The 19908-nt window shown below is 42.9% G+C and carries 18 protein-coding genes; 16 read left to right on the top strand and 2 right to left on the bottom strand.

The window, feature by feature from the left end:
* The 5 genes from ACYQ4S_RS07190 to ACYQ4S_RS07170 all read left to right on the top strand — a co-directional run.
* The coding region (locus tag ACYQ4S_RS07190) for a LysM peptidoglycan-binding domain-containing protein (RefSeq protein WP_459770273.1) at positions 1-285 on the top strand (285 nt) is incomplete at its 5' end.
* Positions 286-391: 106 nt separating this feature from the next.
* Entirely contained in the window at positions 392-1264 is an 873-nt protein-coding gene (locus tag ACYQ4S_RS07185) for a 5-oxoprolinase subunit C family protein (RefSeq protein ID WP_459770275.1), read from the top strand.
* A 24-nt stretch (positions 1265-1288) separates the two neighbouring features.
* Positions 1289-2053 carry a LamB/YcsF family protein gene (locus ACYQ4S_RS07180; protein WP_459770272.1) on the top strand — a complete coding sequence of 255 codons (765 nt, stop codon included), beginning with the start codon at positions 1289-1291 and terminating at the stop codon, positions 2051-2053.
* 132 nt (positions 2054-2185) lie between these two features.
* On the top strand, positions 2186-2965 hold the full coding sequence (locus tag ACYQ4S_RS07175; RefSeq protein ID WP_459770270.1) for a Cof-type HAD-IIB family hydrolase: 780 nt from the start codon (positions 2186-2188) through the stop codon (positions 2963-2965).
* Positions 2966-3022: 57 nt separating this feature from the next.
* The gene (locus ACYQ4S_RS07170; RefSeq protein ID WP_459770269.1) at positions 3023-3517 is read left to right on the top strand and encodes a metal-dependent hydrolase; all 495 of its coding nucleotides are present in this window, start codon (positions 3023-3025) and stop codon (positions 3515-3517) included.
* A gap of 265 nt (positions 3518-3782) precedes the next feature.
* On the opposite strand, the gene ACYQ4S_RS07165 is transcribed toward ACYQ4S_RS07170, so the two are convergent.
* On the bottom strand, positions 3783-4148 hold the full coding sequence (locus ACYQ4S_RS07165) for a hypothetical protein (RefSeq protein WP_346023604.1): 366 nt from the start codon (positions 4146-4148) through the stop codon (positions 3783-3785).
* 440 nt (positions 4149-4588) lie between these two features.
* Here ACYQ4S_RS07165 and ACYQ4S_RS07160 point away from each other — a divergent pair, with 440 nt between their 5' ends.
* The 9 genes from ACYQ4S_RS07160 (at position 4589) to ACYQ4S_RS07120 (ending at position 16578) form a co-directional block, all read left to right on the top strand.
* A complete protein-coding gene (locus ACYQ4S_RS07160) occupies positions 4589-5815 on the top strand; it encodes an amidohydrolase (protein WP_459770268.1) in 1227 nt (408 codons plus the stop codon).
* A 19-nt stretch (positions 5816-5834) separates the two neighbouring features.
* Entirely contained in the window at positions 5835-7022 is a 1188-nt protein-coding gene (locus tag ACYQ4S_RS07155; protein WP_459770266.1) for a M20 metallopeptidase family protein, read from the top strand.
* A 46-nt stretch (positions 7023-7068) separates the two neighbouring features.
* Positions 7069-8019 carry an ABC transporter permease gene (locus ACYQ4S_RS07150; protein ID WP_459770265.1) on the top strand — a complete coding sequence of 317 codons (951 nt, stop codon included), beginning with the start codon at positions 7069-7071 and terminating at the stop codon, positions 8017-8019.
* Between the two features lie 15 nt (positions 8020-8034).
* A complete protein-coding gene (locus ACYQ4S_RS07145) occupies positions 8035-8988 on the top strand; it encodes an ABC transporter permease (RefSeq protein WP_459770263.1) in 954 nt (317 codons plus the stop codon).
* A 125-nt stretch (positions 8989-9113) separates the two neighbouring features.
* Positions 9114-10799, top strand: coding sequence for an ABC transporter substrate-binding protein (locus ACYQ4S_RS07140; RefSeq protein WP_459770262.1), 1686 nt, complete (start codon positions 9114-9116; stop codon positions 10797-10799).
* Between the two features lie 111 nt (positions 10800-10910).
* The gene (locus ACYQ4S_RS07135) at positions 10911-12005 is read left to right on the top strand and encodes an ABC transporter ATP-binding protein (protein WP_459770260.1); all 1095 of its coding nucleotides are present in this window, start codon (positions 10911-10913) and stop codon (positions 12003-12005) included.
* The gene (locus ACYQ4S_RS07130) at positions 11989-12969 is read left to right on the top strand and encodes an ABC transporter ATP-binding protein (protein WP_346023597.1); all 981 of its coding nucleotides are present in this window, start codon (positions 11989-11991) and stop codon (positions 12967-12969) included. Before ACYQ4S_RS07135 ends, ACYQ4S_RS07130 begins: the two co-directional genes overlap by 17 nt.
* Before the next feature lie 75 nt (positions 12970-13044).
* Positions 13045-14415 (top strand): M20/M25/M40 family metallo-hydrolase, encoded by a 1371-nt coding sequence (locus ACYQ4S_RS07125; protein ID WP_459770259.1) that lies wholly within the window; start codon positions 13045-13047, stop codon positions 14413-14415.
* Positions 14416-14859: 444 nt separating this feature from the next.
* A complete protein-coding gene (locus ACYQ4S_RS07120) occupies positions 14860-16578 on the top strand; it encodes a Na/Pi cotransporter family protein (RefSeq protein WP_459770258.1) in 1719 nt (572 codons plus the stop codon).
* A 156-nt stretch (positions 16579-16734) separates the two neighbouring features.
* Here the strand turns inward: ACYQ4S_RS07120 and ACYQ4S_RS07115 are convergent, their stop codons facing one another.
* A complete protein-coding gene (locus ACYQ4S_RS07115; RefSeq protein ID WP_459770257.1) occupies positions 16735-17625 on the bottom strand; it encodes a fumarylacetoacetate hydrolase family protein in 891 nt (296 codons plus the stop codon).
* A 171-nt stretch (positions 17626-17796) separates the two neighbouring features.
* On the opposite strand from ACYQ4S_RS07115, the gene ACYQ4S_RS07110 reads away from it, so the two are divergent.
* Positions 17797-18027, top strand: coding sequence for a DUF2969 family protein (locus ACYQ4S_RS07110; RefSeq protein WP_459770256.1), 231 nt, complete (start codon positions 17797-17799; stop codon positions 18025-18027).
* 417 nt (positions 18028-18444) lie between these two features.
* Positions 18445-19482: a YihY/virulence factor BrkB family protein gene (locus ACYQ4S_RS07105; protein WP_459770254.1), complete on the top strand. Its 1038-nt coding sequence runs from the start codon at positions 18445-18447 to the stop codon at positions 19480-19482.
* Positions 19483-19908 lie beyond the last annotated feature (426 nt).

Raw genomic sequence — 19908 nt, 5'->3', positions numbered from 1 at the left:
GACACCTTGTCACATATTGCCGTTGCAAACAATACAACGGTAGCTAACTTAAGACGTTTAAACAATTTAAGTAGTGACGTGATTCGAATTGGTCAACGATTGGTTGTGGGTGAAGCACAGGTAACACCGACACCTGTGTCAAACCAAAGAACACATACGGTTGCACGTGGGGACACCCTGTCACACATTGCGCAACGGAATAACGTAACGGTTCGTCAATTGATGACGATCAATAACTTATCCAACGATGTTATTTTTGTCAACCAGACATTACGTTTACGTTAAACGCTATAGCACATCAAACACGCGTCGGTCTATTATTAGACTGGCGCGTGTTTTGTTTGTGGGCGGTAACCCTATTGAATAACCGGTTGGGGAAGCGTAATATAGTATACGAACTGTAAACAAAGGAGACGAGTTAAAGACTGGGCCAATAATGGGTGGCATCTTTTCTTATATAGCTTTCGCTGGAGGGCTCGACATTCAAAAAGTCATGGACAGCTATTCAACAAGTACCCGTTTCAATATAGGAGGCTATCGTGGGCGAGCGCTGGAAGAAGGAGACTATCTTAATTTTAAGCATACCGATATCAGCTTTAGACAGATTTCCGGACGAAATGTTTCCTCGTTTTCAGAAAGCCGTTCGTCCGGACCTGTAAATATACGTGTCATTCCTTCATCAGAGCAGCCTGCCCTGACAGATGTAATAAGAGAAAGTTTTTATTCGCAAAAATATACCATTTCGTCCAAGTCGGATCGCATGGGTTACAGGCTGGAAGGCAAACGTATCGAAATGGATGATCAGATATCTGTAATTTCTGAGGGAACAGTCTGGGGAGATATTCAGGTCCCACCGGATGGTCAGCCGATCATTCTCATGGCAGACCGTCAGACAACCGGAGGGTACCCTGTTATAGGCACAGTCTGTACAGCGGACAGGTCCAGACTGGTCCAGTGTCCACCTGGAACAGAGATACAGTTCACTCAGATAAATGTAGAAGAAGCTCAGACTCTATTAATAAAACAGAAGGACTGGCTTAAACTGCAACAGGAACGGCTGAATGATTTCTCTTCTCAAAACAAACAGTCAGGTAAAGCACTAGAAGTTCTGGAAAGAAATCAAGTCAACGATCTGATCAATATAGTCAAAGGCTCATCGTTCAGTCAATTCAGTTACTCAGACAAGCATATTAAACTGGATATCGATCATCAGTCGGTGAGGGTTCAGTCGAAAGGATTGACAAACCAGCCAGAGGACCAGTAAAGATATAAGGAGGAGAATAAGGCAATGAAGACAGTAGATTTGAACTGTGATTTAGGAGAGAGTTTCGGGGCATATACACTTGGACTCGACAAAGATATTCTGCCCTATATTGCTTCGGCCAACATTGCATGTGGCTTCCACGCTTCCGATCCGATGGTTATGGCACATACAGTTGCGGAAGCAGAGAAAAATAATGTCGCTATTGGGGCTCACCCAGGTTTTTACGATCTGATGGGTTTCGGACGACGAAACATGACGATTTCTGCGGATGAAGCCAGAAATTATATAAAGTACCAGATCGGTGCATTGTCAGCTTTCAGCAAAACAGGGAAACTGCATCACGTCAAACCTCATGGAGCCCTCTATAATATGGCTAGCACAGACTATGATCTGGCAAAATCGATTTGTGAAGGCATCAGAGAAGTGGACGACGAGCTGATTCTTTATGGCCTTGCGAACAGTCAGCTGATCAGAGCCGCTCAGGATACAGGCCTGTCTTATGCCCAGGAAGTATTCGCCGACCGAAATTACAATGACGACGGAACTCTGGTTCACAGACAGAACGAAGAGGCTTTGATCACTGACGAAGACCGGGCAGTCGATCGGGTAGTTCAGATGGTCGAAGAAGGCAAGGTGAAGTCGGTAACTGGGAAGTGGATCAATCTTCATCCAGACACAGTATGTGTTCATGGGGACAATCCCAAAGCTGTCCAGTTTGCGACTAGGATTCATAAAGCATTGACAAAAAAAGGTGTTACTATTGCACCAGTTACTGGCAGACATGGTTAAATAAATCAGACGTGTCTATTATCAACACGAATTAATCAGTACAGCCCACTGGAGAAATAGCTCGGTGACTGATAGACTGGTCAGTAGATAAAGTATGACTTTCAATTTATTAGAAGCAGAAGGAGCATGGAGATGAAACCGACCGCATTAGTGTTTTTTGATTTGGATGGGACATTATTGAATGAAGAATCTTTAGTTGATGACGACGTGAAAGAGGCCTTAGTCCAGCTGAAAGATAAGGGAGCTGTTCCATTTATCGCAACTGGAAGAAGCCCGATAGAAATACAGCACGTGCTGAAAGAGACCGTGATCGATTCGTTTATTACGTTAAATGGCCAGTACATTCAATATAAAGGAAAAGAAGTGTTCAGGAACGTCATCCCGCAGTCACTGGTTAATAGGCTTAAGAAGATGACAAGTGAGAAGAATCTATCGCTTTCCTTGTACAGCGCTGACAAGATACGAGCCACACGCTACAGCGAGACGCTTAAACAAGCGTATAATTTCATTCATGAAGAGCCCCCTGCAATCGATGAAGCATTTGATGAAAAAGAAGAGATTCTGATGATGCTTGTCCTTAATGAAGACCAGTCGCTTGATCAGGAATTTGTTGAAGGTTTTCCAGAGCTGTCATTTTACCGTAATACGCCTTTCAGCATGGACACTATTACCAAAGGACACAATAAAGCGAAAGGCATTGACGCGCTTCTGGAGTCCATCAATATGCATGATATTCCACTTTATGCCTTTGGTGATGGAGCCAACGATAAGGAGATGCTGAAACGCGCGGATTACAGTGTGGCCATGGCCAATGGTCTTGATGACGTAAAAGCCGTCGCTGACTATGTCACTTCTTCTAATAAAGATGGAGGCATCGTGGAAGGACTCAAGTTTTATAATTTGATTGACTGATCTGCTCAATTTAAAAGATATTAGAGTGTGTACGATATAAGACAAAAGGAGATTCACATGCAGTACAAAACACATTTAGCAGTGACTTACGCTGCTGTTCTACCCGCTCTGGTATCCACAGGCAACCTCACGATCGGAAATACGGTGGCTTTAGGCGTAGGGGCTTTATTCCCTGACATCGACCACCCGAAGTCATTTATAGGAAATCGCACGGGAGGCATCAGTCACAGCATCGGAGCGGTCTTCGGTCATAGAGGACTGGCCCATTCAATCCTGGGAATAGTATTCTTTCAGTTGATTTCAAGGTGGGTGCTGAACTATTTGCAGCTGCCTCTAGAGTTTGCGGACTGGTTCATTGTCGGCTATATAGCACACTTAGTGGAAGATTCATTTTCTAAGACGGGTGTAGCTTGGTTTCAGCCCCTATATTCAAGACGTATTCAGTTCGGTTTCAAAAAGCTGTATTATTCTACTGGTAAATCAAGTGAATCCTTAATCTTAGGACTGGCATTGGCAGCACTAATATATCAGGTAATGCAGTTCGTATTATAATGGAGAATACGTCGAAGCCTATTCAGAAATAGATTATGTGGAGAGTAACTTATAAGATGCGACTTGGAACCAACTGGCGAGCCGACAGTGTGTGCATCCAGAAATGTCTGATCTAATGGAAAACACACTAAGTCAAGAGCAAAAAAATAAGGCCTGAGAATCCCTCCAATAGTGGATTCTCAAGCCTATTTTTTTAATCGTTTAAGTAATAATGGGGGGGATCAAGGAAAGACCAGTGATTAGTATAGTCTATCAATTATCCCAATTACCCGATGCGTTTATTCAGGTTATTCAGTTCTTCTTCTATTCCATTTGGATAGTGGCGATATAACTGAGCAAGCAGTTTAGGATCCGTGCTGGAGGATTTAAGGAGATGAACCACTTTCTTGATCAGCTGATAGTGGTTACAGGTCTGTTTTTTAGTCCCTGATTCCTTATAGATAGCAAGATCATCAAGAATTTTATGGAAATCATTAACAAACTGCTTGAACTCAGGTCCATTCTCAAGCAGCACAGATTTGACTTGCTGATTTTTCTTGTGCAGGCTGATCGCATATTCTTCAGGAGTCATCCCGATAGAGTGTGCGTATTGTTCCAACTCATTGTATTCTGAACGTACACATTCTTTCATTCATTTCACCTCGACTCGCACTTGGCTGTATGTCCGACCTAGTCTGCAAGTTATTTTGATCTCTATATACTTTATAACCTTTTTAACCAGGAGTAAACAAAAAGAGACGCTCTGTCACATAGTATTCTTTAATTGTTCAATCCTTTGTCACTTATTAAATGTAAGTACATGAGTAAGCAAATATACTTTCTTTATTCACCATATGAATACAACTGGTTATATGTCACATTTCAGACACATCATATGTTGTAACCGCTTTTATCATCTTTTTCATGGGGGATAGCTTAAATAAAGCAATTAGAGATTAAAATAAAATGATAATCTTTCTCATAAAACCGATTGACAAAGTCTTTTCCTATGTATACACTTTAAAAAAAGATAAGAAAAATGATAAATTTCTCATTTGTTCTCATCAAATTTTTTAGAGGAGTGATTTAGGCATGTCAATTGAATCACTGGAAGAAGCATTAGATCACTTGTTTCCAGAAACCGTTCAGTGGCGGAGGCACCTTCATGAAAATCCGGAGCCTTCTTTCGAGGAATGGAACACCAGGCAATTTATAGCAGATAAATTAAGAGAATTCGGATATGAAGAAGTAGAAGAAAATGTAGGCGGGGGAGGCATCACTGCTTACCTGAGAGGGGCGAACTATGGTCCAGTAATTGCTTTTCGCGCTGATTTCGACGCGCTTCGCATTGAAGAAGAAACGGGTTTGAGTTTTGCTTCTAAAAACCCCGGTGTGATGCACGCCTGTGGTCATGATGGACACACGGCTACTTTACTTAGTGTAGCTAAAGTTCTTAAAGCTCATGAAGATGAATTATCCGGATCGGTAAAATTCATTTTCCAGCATGCAGAAGAAGTCCTTCCCGGTGGGGGTAAGGCAATGGTCGACGCAGGAGTGCTTGAAGATGTCGATGCGGTATATGGATTACACCTCAGATCGCCGCTTGAATATGGAACGGTTTCATACTGTGAAGGCTACGCTATGGCAGCACCTGATTTCTTCAGTATAGAGATTCAGGGAAAAGGGGGCCACGCAGCTCATCCAAGTTCGACAGTCGACGCAGTAGTCGTTGCTTCATTTGTCGTCAATCAGCTGCAGACAATCATCAGTCGGAAAAAAGATCCCACGCAGTCAGGTGTGCTGACCTTCTCGACTTTTAAAGCAGGCGATGGTGCTAACAATGTCATTGCGGACAAAGCATTGCTTAAAGGAACAGTCAGAACGTTTGATCCTGACTTGAGAAACTTAGTTGAAGAGAAAATTCAAACCATGACTGAAAGCATTTGTGAAGCTCATGGAGCCACATGCAAAGTGACTTATACAAGAGGGTATCCGGCACTGTTCAATCATATAGAAGAAACACAGCTGATCAGCACTTTATTTGAAGCCAATCGTAAAGACGTGAACGTTGAACCGATACCATTACGTATGGGCGGAGAAGATTTTGCTTATTTCCTTCAGGAGAAGCCGGGATCATTTTTCTTCGTTCATTCCGGAAACAAGGAAAAGGGCATCACGTATCCGCACCACCATCCAAAATTCGACTTTGATGAACGGGCTATGCTGACTGGAGCCAAGTGCTTTATAGATATTGTAGGGCATTATCTGATGGACACTTCAGTCGTGTCATCCGACTCACACCACGCAGTAGGGGAATAAACAGAAAGAGGGATGTTTCATGAGTTTTGAACAATGGAAAGAGGAGCTGAAGGAGAATTACCAGGAAACAGTAGCATGGCGTAGACACCTGCATGCTCATCCGGAGCCTTCATTCGAAGAAGTTGAAACAGCTCGCTTCGTCAAAGAAAAACTTGAATCATTCGGTATCGAAGATATTCGAACGAATGTAGGAAATGGATATGGAATCGTTGCAAAAATCAAGGGTCAGCATCCTGGACCGACGATCGCACTTCGAGCTGACTTTGATGCTCTTCAAGTGAAAGAGGAAGTGGAATCACCATTCAAATCCAAAAATGAAGGAATCATGCATGCCTGCGGTCATGATGGTCATACCGCTTCGTTACTCAGTGTGGCTAAAGTAATGACTAAACATACTGATGAACTTCACGGTACACTTGTCCTGCTTCACCAGCACGCTGAAGAAGTCCTGCCTGGAGGAGCAAAATCAATGGTAGAAGATGGAGCACTTGAAGGGGTCGATTACGTTTTCGGCATTCATCTCGGTGCGACACAACCTTTAAATAAGGTCTTCTACAATGTAGCGTTCGGTTCAGCGAATTCCGATTCATTCAATATGAAAATTCAAGGGAAAGGCGGCCACGGTGCTGCCCCACACGATACACATGATGCTTTGACTGTAGGAGCTCAAATCGTAACGAATCTTCAGCAGATCGTCAGTCGGATGACAGATCCTGTGAAGCCAGCCGTTCTGACATTTGCCGGTTTTCAGTCGGGGGGCGAAGCTTACAATATAATCGCTGACTCTACAGAAATAAAAGGAACCGTTCGGACTCTGCATCAAGATGTTCAGGAACTTGTGGAATCGAAGCTGAAATCGATGAGTCAGAGTATTGCTGCAGCATATGATGCTACTGTGGAAATAGACTATACCAAAGGGTACCCAGCTATCGAGAATACTCCTGAAGTCGTGGATGTAGTAAAAGCGTCTCTTCTGAAAGATTTTCCGGAGAACGAGGTAGCTGAAGTGAAGGAATCCATGGGAGGCGAAGACTTTGCCTACTTCCTGAAAGAAAAACCAGGTGCTTTCCTGAGAGTCGGGGCACAGTCGCCCGAAAAATCGGATGCTTATCCGCACCACCATCCTAAATTTGAAATCGACGAACGTGCTCTGCTGAGATCTGGAGAAGTTTTCCTTTCGCTTATCAAAACGTATCTTCAAAGATAATCAGCTTAAGAGATGATAATGCCATCTAAAGAAAGAAGGGATGACTATGAAAAAATATATTTTGAAAAGACTACTGACAGCTATTCCAGTACTGCTGATGATCTCGGTAGGTGCCTTTATTATGATGAATCTGGCTCCAGGAAGTCCGACAGATTTATATGTCAGTCCGGATGCTACACCCGTTCAGATTGAAGCAACAAGGCGAGCGTTAGGTCTGGATCAACCGTACCATATCCAATATTTTAGGTGGTTAGGACGAGCGCTTCAAGGAGATCTGGGAATCAACTACTCGACGCGTTATCCGGTACTTCCGATTCTCATTTCACGTATCGGACCAACAATCACTCTTATGGGAACGACACTTGTATTCTCATATCTGGTAGCGATCCCGCTGGGTATAATCAGCGCCAGGAAAAACGGAACATGGGTTGATTATTTACTGACTGGAGGATCATTTGTCGGAGTATCTATTCCAAACTTCTTTCTGGGGCTTGGACTCATCTATATTTTCTCCGTACAGTTAGGCTGGTTCCCGACTGGTGGAATGTCTCAGTTAGGTGGATCAGGAGGATTTGTCAGCGCCGTTCATCATCTTGTGTTGCCAGTTATTGTCCTGTCAGCATTTTATATTGCAAATATGACGCGTTACATGAGAGCAACTATGATTCAAGTATACGGCGAGAATTACATCAGAACTGCCACAGCCAAGGGTCTGGCATCTGAAGTGATTTTGACCAGACACGGAATAAGAAATGCGCTGATTCCTGTCATTACGATCATCGGAACTGATTTACCGAGACTGGTCGGCGGGGCCATCGTTACCGAGCAGATCTTCCAGTGGCCCGGTCTGGGACGGCTGACGATCATGGCTATTCAGCAGAGGGAATACCCGATGCTTATGGCTATAACTGTACTATCGGCAGTGGTTGTCCTGTTTGCGAACCTGTTGGTCGATATTATGTATGCAGTTGTAGATCCACGTATTAAATACAATTAGAAAGGAGGGAGACAAATGGCACAAAATGTCGGAAATAAAAATGCAGAAGCCATGTTTCGTCTGGTGGATGCTGTGGAAAGAGTTAATTTTCCAGGAAATGAAGCCGAGCAGATCGCTACAGATGGCGATAGTTATATAAAAACAGTGGCGAAACGTTTCTTTAAGAACAAAGTAGCCGTCGTCAGTCTTGTGATTTTCATCATTCTTGTACTGACTGCAGTTTTCGCAAATCAGCTTGCACCACACCCACGAGATGTTTCAGTTGGGCGATTTCAGGCAGCGCCTTATGATAACTTCTATCTCGGAACAGACGATATTGGTCGAGATGTTCTCTCCCGACTAATTCATGGGACGCAAGTATCGATGATCGTAGGTTTAGGTTCTGTTCTGGTCTACGTCATTATCGGGACGACACTAGGTTTGATCTCCGGGTACTTTGGAGGGGTCGTAGACAGTGTCATCATGAGGATTACTGAGGCTTTTATGTCCTTTCCGTTTTTCATGGTTATTCTAACCCTTGTTACATTATTAGGTTCAGGACTATGGGTTGTAACAGCAGTCCTTGGATTTTTGAGCTGGCCAACTTTATGCCGGCTGGTCAGAGGGCAAGTTCTGACACTGAAAAAACAGGACTTCGTTCTGGCAGCGGTCGCTACAGGATACTCGACACCGGGGATTCTGTTCATTCATATTCTGCCAAATGTCTTGTCACCCATTCTGGTTAATGCGACATTTGGGATTGCTACAGCGATTCTGACAGAAGCGTCTTTAAGTTTCCTTGGGGTCGGTGTACAGAGACCGCGTCCAAGCTGGGGAAATATTCTTTCAGAAGCCCAGTCTCTCAGGGTTCTGGCTTATGAACCATGGCGATGGGTACCTGCAGGTATTCTGATCTTTGTTGCGGTACTGGCCATCAACTTTATAGGAGATGGACTGAGACAAGCAATCGAAGGAGAAAACAAAGCATAAGAGCTGATGGGGAAGCTCTTATGCCGATTAACAGCAAAGTAAACACTATAATAGGATCAAAGATTTACACATAAGTTCTATACAAGGGTCACCTTCGGGGGATTACTTACAAAGGGGAGACTAATATGTCTAAAATGAAAAAAATGCTTAAATATGGAACAGTTATGTTTGCATCATCTTTAGTACTGGCGGCTTGTGGAAATGGCGATGTGCCTGATCTTGAAGACGATGGGGCAACAGGTGAAGATGATACTGAAGCAGCTGCTGAAGGTGACGTGCCTGAAGTTGATGAAGGAGATACCTCTACTTTAATGATCGGACTGACAAACGCACCGGACAGCTTCAACCCGTTTAACCGTCCTGGTACAGCAGGAACGTGGATTCAGCGCTTCTTTTATGACAGCCTGCTGACAATGCCGACTGCGGACAGTTTCGAACCTGCCTTAGGGTCCTTTGAAACAGAAGATAATCAGGTCTTTACAGTAACAATAGATGAAAATGCAAACTGGTCTGATGGGGAACCTGTTACTGCTAATGACGTGGCATTTACACTGAACACCATTGCGGATCCAGAGGTTGAAACGACACTAGGAACAAGCGTGGCAATGATTGAAGGGACTGATTCTTCAGGTGTCCGCCTGGAGGAACATGATGAACTGCCAGGTGTGGAAGTAGTCGACGAAAAGACACTGACCATTACAACTAAAAGTCCTGTCGATCTGGCTTATCTGCAAGAATTTCTTGGATTCAATGTCCTGATCGCTCCGGAACACGTTTTTGGAGATATTGAAGTGGCTGATATTCCAAACTCAGAAGCGGCTACGACGCCTAGCGTCTTCAGTGGCGCTTATAAGTTCGTTGAATACAATACAGATAACTATGTTCACCTGGAAGCAAACCCTGATTATTTCAGAGGTGCTCCTGAAATTGAAACAGTCTACGCTCGTATTATGAACGGAACAGCAATGATCACAGAATTCCAGGCAGGCAATCTGCATATGGCAGCCGGTGGAGCAATCGGTATGGTTCCAGTTCAGGATATCTCATTACTGGAAGATATTGATGGGCTGGTAGTAGATGAGTTCCCAAGTTTAAATGGGCAATACATGCTTATCAATAACGAACGCTTTGATAATCCTCAAGTTCGCCGAGCATTTGCACACGCATTGAACCGTCAGCTGACAGTAGATAATCTGCTGGAAGGACGTGGAGAAGTTCTGGCATCCACTTACTCCTCTGCAAGTCCATATAAAGATGAGGATCTAGAGCCGCTTGAGTATGATCCCGAACTGGCTAGAGAAATGCTGGAAGAAGCTGGCTTCGATTTCGACACACCGCTTGAATTCGTTGTACCAACAGGAAATGTGGTTCGCGAACAGAATGGTGATCTGATCGAACAGTGGCTGACTGAAATTGGTGTAGAGGTCAATCAGTCCAACTATGACTTCCCGACTTGGTTAGCTATGGCAAATGATCTGGATTATGACATCGGCCTGATGGGCTGGGGACACACAGCTGACCCTAACATTGCCAGCTATCTTCAAACTGGCGCCGCTTCAAATAATATGGGCGTTGCAGATCCAGTCATCGATGACCTGCTCGAACAAGGATTGTCAGGAACAAACTTTGAAGAGAGATTCCCAGTTTACGCTGAACTTCAGCAGCATCTACAAGATGAAATGCCAATCGTACCGCTTTACTCTGACTTCCATTTCGGGGTTCGAGTAGACTACTTGAATGGCGGAATCAAAGAATACTGGGCAGGTTCACTGCACGACCTGCACGAATGGACGCTGGATCCTCAAGACTAATGTGCTGATCTGACAAACAAGTGGATAGAGACACTCATTAATCAGTTTTTAGTGTGTGTCTCTTCACCTGTTTATATAGGACTACAGGAAAGAGAGAATGAGGTGAAAGAAATGGAAGATAGAACGATATTGGAAGTTAAAGACTTGGCGATTTCTTTCCAGACATTTGAAGGGGTAGTTAAAGCTGTAAGAGGCGTTGACTTTACTTTGAAAAAAGGAGAAACACTTGCCATCGTAGGGGAGTCAGGAAGCGGAAAGTCAGTTTCCACAAAAGCGATCAATCGCCTGCTGCCTAAAAAAAATACTATGATTGAAAGTGGAGAAATACTATTTGAAGGAACGGACTTGCTGAAACTGTCAGAGAAAGAGATGCAGAAAGTACGTGGAAATGATATTGCGATGATTTTCCAGGATCCGATGACGTCTTTAAATCCGACTATGCAAGTGGGGAAACAAATTGCTGAACCCATTGTCACGCACAAAGGCGTCAGTAAGGAAGAAGCGAAAAAACAGGCGCTTGATCTGATGGATCTTGTAGGGATAAAAAATCCTACTGAAAATTACAAAAGCTATCCCCATCAGTTTTCAGGTGGGATGAGACAGCGTGTCATGATTGCAATTGCACTGGCGTGTGAGCCTAAGGTTCTGATAGCAGATGAACCGACTACTGCCCTTGATGTAACTATTCAGGCTCAGATTCTCGGACTGATGAACAAATTGAAAAAAGAACTGGATACCTCAATTATTTTCATCACACACGACTTGGGAGTAGTTGCTCAGATGGCAGATCGTGTAGCAGTTATGTACGCAGGTCAGATCGTCGAACATGGCACTGCAGACGAAATTTTCTATAACCCAATGCACCCTTATACTTGGGGGCTGCTGGCTTCAATGCCGACATTGGATGTCGGACAGACGGATCTGTACACGATTCCTGGTTCGCCTCCGAATCTGCTGGATCCCCCAGTAGGGGATGCTTTTGCCCCTAGAAATGAGTTTGCTCTGGAAATCGATTTCCATGAAGAACCTGACATGTTTAAAGTGTCAGATACGCATTATGCTAAAACATGGCTGCTCCACCCAAGTGCACCAGCGGTTGAGCCACCAGAAGAAGTCAGAAGACGCAAAGCTAAATTTGAGTCCCTTTACATGGGAAAGGAAGAAATCAATGAGATGGGAGGGGAAGCCCTTGGTAGCAGAAGCTGAAAAGAAAGCTATTGTAGAAATTTCTGAATTGAAGCAGTACTTTAATGCTGGAAAGAAGAATGAAGTGCGTGCGGTTAAAGATGTCAGCTTCTCCATCTATGAAGGTGAAACGTTCGGTTTAGTTGGAGAATCTGGAAGTGGAAAATCAACGACCGGAAGAGCACTGATCAAACTGGGGGACATTACCGGAGGACAAATTTCCTATAAAGGACAGGATATTAATGATATCAAGCGCCGTAAGGATCTGCTTTCCTTCCGTAAATCCATGCAGATGATTTTTCAGGATCCTTATGCGTCCCTTAACCCGAGACTGACGGTCAAGGAAATCATCGGAGGGGCACTTAAAGTTCATGGCATGACCCAGAACAGCAAAGAAAGAACAAAACGCGTCTATGAACTGCTTGAATCGGTGGGACTGAATCGTCAGTTTGCCAACCGTTATCCTAGTGAGTTTTCAGGTGGGCAGTGCCAGCGTGTAGGCATTGCCAGAGCCTTGGCTGTTGAACCAGACTTTATTATCTGTGATGAGGCAATTTCTGCTCTGGATGTTTCGATCCAGGCTCAGGTTGTTAATTTGCTTAAAGAATTGAAAGACAAGAACAACCTGACTTACTTGTTTATTGCTCATGATTTGTCGATGGTTAAATATATCAGTGACAGGATCGGGGTCATGAATAGTGGACGGGTTCTTGAAGTATGTGAGGCAGATGAATTGTATATTGCTCCGCTCCATCCTTATACGGAGTCACTGCTTTCTGCCATTCCGACACCGGATCCTGAGGCGGAGCGTAGACGTGTCAGGACTGAATACGATCCGAAGTACCATCATTATGATGACCACAGTAATGTCGGGCTGCATGAGATTGCACCGGAGCACTTTATTTACTGTCACAAAGATGAAATTGCACTCTACAAGAAAAAACGGGAAAAACTGCTGAGACAAGCGAAACAACAATATGCCTGAGGTAAGAAGACACTGGTAAGCAGTTTGTAAGGAACTGGATTACCTGTGTCTTTTTCTTTAGATGGAGGACTGAAAATGCAGGAGAGTTTGGAAAGTGTCACAGAGATTATCAAAGCTCATCAGGATGAGTTCTATGATTATTTGAGGCTGGATTCGGTCTCTACTCAAAATCGATCGATTTTACCCACTGTAGCTTATGTTAAAGACATGATCGAAAGAATAGGGGGAGAAACACAAATACTGGATGATCTGGGAGGAAATCCGGTTGTTTACGCTTACTTCCAGGCCGGACCAGAAGGGAACGCTGATAAAACGGTTCTTTTTTACAATCACTATGATGTTCAACCTGAGGACCCAGTAGATGAGTGGGAAACACCACCATTTGAACCAACTGTAGTAGACGGAAAACTGTATTGTAGAGGGGTAACCGACAACAAAGCGAACCTAGTTATTCGTTTATATGCGATAGAGCACTTGCTTAACTCCAAGGAGGGTCTGCCATGTAACGTCAAATTCCTCATTGAAGGAGAAGAGGAAAACGGCAGTCCAAACCTGAACGCCTACATCGAAAAGTATGCCGATTTATTTGAAAGTGACGGCTGTATCTGGGAATTTGGAGGAAAGAATGAAAATGAACAGTTCGTCATTGAAACAGGCGTCAAAGGAATGGCATACTTCGATCTTTTTGTTGAAAGTGCCGATGTCGATATCCACTCATCTCTTGGAGCAGTGGTTGATAATGCTGCATGGCGACTGACGCATGCTCTGGCTTCATTGAGAGACAAGGATAATAATGTACTGGTTGACGGCTTCTATGATGATATAGAGACTCCTTCTTCATCTGCATTGAAAGCAGTTCATGAGCGTACAGTCAGTCAGGAAAAAATCTCAGGCATTTATGGGCTCAAACATCCATTCATTACCGACAAGCTCGACTGGACAGCGGAAGAAGCTCTGGCATTTTATCCGACGATGACGATTTGCGGTCTCTTATCTGGCTATACTGAAGAAGGCACAAAGACAGTCCTTCCTCGAAAAGCTTCAGCTAAACTGGACTGCCGACTTGTTCCTGGACAGGATCCTAAGAAAATCGAACAGCTGATCAGACAGCATCTCGACAGGAATGGGTTTTCTGATGTCGAACTTGTGCTTTTGAAAGGACAGAAAGCGTTCCGTTCAGATATAGATGACCCGTTCGTACAGACAGTCAGAAAATCTGCAGAAGAGATTTACGGTGGTCCGGACAACGTCGTCCTGTCTCCAACAAATGCAGGAACAGGACCGATGTACAGTTTCGGGCAGCATTTAGGTATCCCTGTAGCAAGTAGCGGATGCGGGCATGCAGAAGGTAAGGCCCATGCACCTAATGAGTCCGTCAGGTTGAAAGACTTTGAAGAAGGAACACATCATATGGTTCAGTTTCTGAAACAGTTTAAAGATGCTTAAAACAGAGACGTTCTCTGTTTTTTTGCGTGCTCTTAAAAAATGAGCCGCTCATAATGTGTTACGAAAGTGTGAACATCGTGTAAATTGGGTGTAAAGACATATAATGATGGACTATATCATTATATGTCAGTGGTAGCGTTTTATTTCATAAATAGATCACTTAAATACGAATGTTTAGCTGTTTTGACGTTTATTAAATTCGTGAATAAAGAAAGTTAGCTTACCGGTCATATGTAAGCGTTATATTAGTGGTTGGATAACAGGAGTAAATCGGTCTGTAAACGATTAAAATTTTCTCATTTGAAATATTGTGGTTCATTTTAACGGCAATTAGATTTAAGATAATAACTATACTACTCGGAGCGGCATTATGATGATCGGCCTTTTACAGGCAGCCACTCTGGTATTTATTTTTGTTCTAAATATTAACATGGAGGGTTATGAGTGGACATACAGCAGTTACTATTCACCTTTTTTGGTGGACTGGGTATTTTCCTGTTCGGTTTAAAATTTATGGGAGACGGCCTGCAGAAATCAGCAGGTGACAGCTTACGAGAGATTTTAAACAGATTTACGGCAACACCTTTTCGGGCAATTCTTGCGGGGATTGCTGTTACAGTAGCGATTCAAAGTTCATCCGGGACGACGGTTCTGGCAGTTGGACTGGTCAGCGCGGGCTTTATGAAACTGAGGCAGGCGATTGGGGTCATTATGGGGGCCAATATCGGCACAACAATTACGGCATTCATTATCGGTCTGGATATAGGAGCCTATGCCTTGCCTATACTGGCAGTCGGATCGTTTATGATTTTCTTCTCCAAAAAGCCGTTCATTGCCTCACTTGGTCAGACTATATTCGGTTTCGGGGCGTTATTCCTGGGACTCGAGCTCATGGGGGACGCCATGTATCCGCTGAGAGACCTGCAAGTCTTTCGGGACCTAATGATCAGTCTTTCTGAAAACCTGCCACTAGGTGTAGGAATAGGAACACTGTTCACTTTCCTTGTGCAAAGCTCCAGTGCCAGTATCGGAATACTGCAGGAACTTTATTCTCAAGGACAGATTGCTCTTGAAGGCGCACTGCCGATTCTTTTCGGAAGCAATATCGGTACCACGATCACAGCAGTACTGGCCAGCATCGGATCGAGTGTTGCCGCAAAGCGTACTGCCGCGTCTCATGTCATTTTCAACCTGGTTGGTACCGTAGTTATTCTGATGATTATTGGACCGTTCACTCAGTTAATTTATGCGATCACACCTGTTTTTAACCTGAATCCGGCAATGATAATTGCGTTCTCTCATGGACTGTTTAACGTTATCAACGTCCTTATTCAGATGTGGTTTATTGACCAACTAGCTAGACTAGTCACTAAAATCGTCCCAGGTGATGATTCAATCATCGACTACGACTCTACGCTGGATTATTCAATTATCAATACTGTTCCATCAGTAGCTTTAAACCAAGCTAAGTTGGAGCTGGCTCAAATGGGAGATTTTGTTGTTAAGGAATACAAGGAAATGTTCAAGTATTATCAGAGACAGCAGGATGAAGATCTGGCCAATACTCTTCATTTAGAAGAAATTGTCAATAAGATCGATATGAACCTGACAGAATATTTAATGAAAATTTCAGTGGAGGATCTGCCGGTTAAAAGTGCCGTGGAACACTCTCAGATGATGGACATCACCAAGTATCTAGAACGTATCGGAGACCATTCGGAAAATATTATCAGCAATGTCAACGAAGCCGTCAAAGCAAGCAAGAAAGCAGCTAAATCTAAAGGATTGAAAGAACCGGAAAAAATCTTTTATGATGAGGATCTAATTGCACTGTTCCATCTGGTTCAGCAGAATATTGAAGAAGCCATCAGCTCTTTCATAGAGGACAGCTATTCCTTAGCCGGAAAAGTGCTTCAGCGTGAAAAAGAAGTCAACCGCCTGGAAGAAGACATCCGCCGTAAATATATTCAGCGCCTGAATAGTGGCGAAGGCCGTCCGTCAGATGGTATTCTGTTTGTAGATATCGTATCAAACTTGGAGAGAATGTCTGACCACTCGGTTAAGATTGCTAAACACGCAATTGGACTAAGATTCCCGTTCCAGCCAGGGGACAGAAAAACTGTATCAAAACATACACGTGCATTTGAAGGAAAAGACATTTAATTAGATTATAAAAAAGGAGTGTGCGGAAAAAGTCCGCACACTCCTTTTCTGATAGGTGGATTTAAAGAATCATACTATAGACAATACTGAAAGAGAGCTGATTGTATAGGGTAGCTAACTTTCAGTTCGGTGCGTACATGTCTATTACAAGACACTTTAAATCATCTGGTTACAAAGAGTCCCAATCTGGTCGATCGTGACCTCAAGCAAGTCTTTTGATTTCAGCCAGTCCGGGTCTTTTTGTTCGACGATGACCCCACTTGGAGTTCCTGTAAAAATCAGATCCCCCGGTTTTAGCGTCATGTACTGGCTGGCTTCACTTACTATTCTCTCTACAGAAAATATCATATTGGATGTTGAACTGTTCTGCACCAGTTTGTTATTGCGCTTAGTGTGGATCGATAAATTATTGACATCTTCAACTTCGTCTTTAGTGACTAAGACAGGACCAACTGGACCAAAAAAATCAAAAGTTTTTCCGATCATCCATTGGGAAGACTGGAACTGATAGTTTCTTTCGCTGATGTCGTTACCAACGGTGTAACCTAAAATAGCTTTTTTAGCTTCTGCTTCACTTACGCTGTTAGCATACTCTCCAATCATAATGACCAGTTCCGCCTCATAATCGACTTTCTGAGAAATAACAGGGAGCGGGATAACTTGTTTATGCGCTGCCAATGCATTTGGAAATTTGTTGAAAAATACGGGATTCACAGGAACGTCTGCACCGGTGGCTTTGACGTGATCGACATAGTTCAATCCGACACAGAGAATTTTTTCGGGATCGCCTATGACAGGAAGGTAGCGGAAGTCTGATTCAGACAATAGATATTGACTCATGTCAAGATGAAGCTCTTTCGCGCGATCAAGGACAGCCTTAAGCTGCTCAATACCTTTGTCGTGATCCTTAAGCAATTCTCTCATCGTCATCGGAATGGGGCAGTTTAAATGATTAGCTAATCTGTCCATTTCCAGTATGCCGTCTTCTATCTGGATACCTAAACGCTCTGTTGAACTTTTCGATAGATTGTAGCGTACAAGTCTCATTATACTATCCCCTTCTTAGTAGCTAAGTGAATTATAGTCGAAATAAAAGGATATGACAAAAATAACGTTTGTGATAACTGAGCAAGGCCTGATAAGTAAACCTTGCTCTTAGACCCTGTTTTTAGTACACTTATGAGACGGATGTCAGTGAAGATAGTGGAGGAATGTACGATGGCAAAGCGCAATAAACAAATAGAAGTTGAAATCAATGAGACAGCTAAAAATACTAAAGAGTATACAGAACTGGAACTGGTCGTCAGAAAAAAAGTAATTGGGAAGATCATGCAGAAGAATGACGGACCTGTTACTGTCGAATTTAAGTCCGGAAAAAAACGTACGGCCCGGTCAGTAGACGAAGGTATCCAGCTGATTATTGAAGAATACAACCTGCACGACGAATAATATAATTAAGAAGCAAAGCAGCCGATCCTGCTTTGCTTTTTTCAATCTAAGAGAATGCAGTTCAGCCCTGAGAGTGTCAGCGAACTTCATTCTGTACACTCAATAATGAAGTTCGCGACCTGATTCGTCAAGCGAACTAAATCAGTAATATGATGGGTGTAGTTCACACATCAAAAATAATAGTGAACTACATTCTAGTCTAGTCAAAATGCATTTCAGATCTTATTTCTCTGATGAACTAAACTAAGTTTTGGTTAAAGGAATACGAAACGAAACTCGAGAGGTAATGTAAACGGTCCATCTATCTCTTCTATACATGTCGAGGCAAGGATTCTGCTCTAAAGCTTATGAATAGGGATTTCGTTCTATCCTATGGTATGATGATAAAAAGAATCTTTATAGTAAGGATGTGAGCCTGTGCAGAAAATAGAGAAACTGGAAGATAAGATTCCGCACAAAGACAAGCTGCTTCGTCTGATCAAAATCTTACAGTCAAACTGGGAAAGAGCCAAAGTCAATCAGAGTGGAGCAGAAATGGCCTACTTTATTCTTCTTTCTCTGTTCCCGCTTTTACTGGTCATTGCAAATATTATCCCGCTGTTGCCAATGGACACGAATGAGATGTTGGCTCTAGTAGCTGATTTTATTCCGCAAGAAATCTTTAATATCATCGAGCCGATACTTGAAGGCTATCTGGAAAGTGCGAGTGGCGGATTTATTTCATTTGGACTTCTGACCTCAATATGGTCGGCAAGTAAAGTGATCACGATACTGAGACGGGTGTTGGATGATGTATATGGATCAGTACAGCAGAAAAATTTCATTGTCGGGAGAATCCTCTCACTCTCTGTCATGATCGGTATACTACTGATCGTTGGACTGGCATTATTTATCTTCGTTTTCGGTGAACAGATTCTTGAATTCGTTCAGAATGTTATCGGCTTCGATATTCCATTTATTCAGGAATTCCTGCTTTTAAGATGGGTGGTCCTTTTGGTTATCCTCTTTGCCGTACTGCTGGTCGTTTACCGGTTTGTACCGAACCATCACTTGTCAATCAAGTATTCGTATCAGGGAGCTGTATTTGCGACAATCGGATGGATGCTGCTGACTCAAGGTTTTTCTATTTACTTGAATGTTGCCAGTGATGATGCCCTGACAAATGCGACATTCGGTGGTTTCCTGGCATTGATGCTGTTCCTGTATTTTTCCAGCATAGTGATCCTGTTGGGAGCTTTGCTGAATGCCATCATATTCGAATGGAAGAATCATATGTCTGTGCCTGAATATGAAGCAAAAAAACGGTACGAGAAACAGCTGAAATCTTCCAACTATTCTGGTTACCCAAGTGAAGCAGAAACGGTCATCATGAAACGTCAGCTGTTCAAAGTTAATAAACTTAAAGAAGAAGAATTAAAAGAAAGAGAAGAACAGGGTAAGGATCTGGACACTTAAATAATTTTGGACTGCTCGATGGGGGGAGGATCTTATAATGATCCTTCCTTTTTTTGCGGAGAATACGAGCTGGAACATGCAGTTTGTTTGGATCTAGTGTTATTGATAGTTACTTTTGAAAGTGAAGAAACATCAGCACAGTCATTCACCACTGGAATCCTCTCATTTATTTTTTGACTCAAGTGGTCTATAATTGAAAAAGATAGGTAACTCCCAATAATCTATGAAAAATTATGTTTCCCAAATTTCTCGTTGCTCGTATGATGATTTCTGTCGATGAAGGTAATATAATCCAATCATTGTCTGGATTAAACAGCTTTATAACAGATCCAGTAAAGCAACGAGAAGTATAAGAAGGCATGTTTAAAAAACTTCGTTTTTTTGAAGTTTTTCGAGATATGTAAAATCACTTCTACAGTATTAGTC

The sequence above is a fragment of the Alkalibacterium sp. s-m-28 genome, from assembly GCF_054658175.1.
The sequence above is the reverse complement of the archived record's forward strand: the minus strand, read 5'-3'. Positions and strand labels throughout refer to the sequence as shown.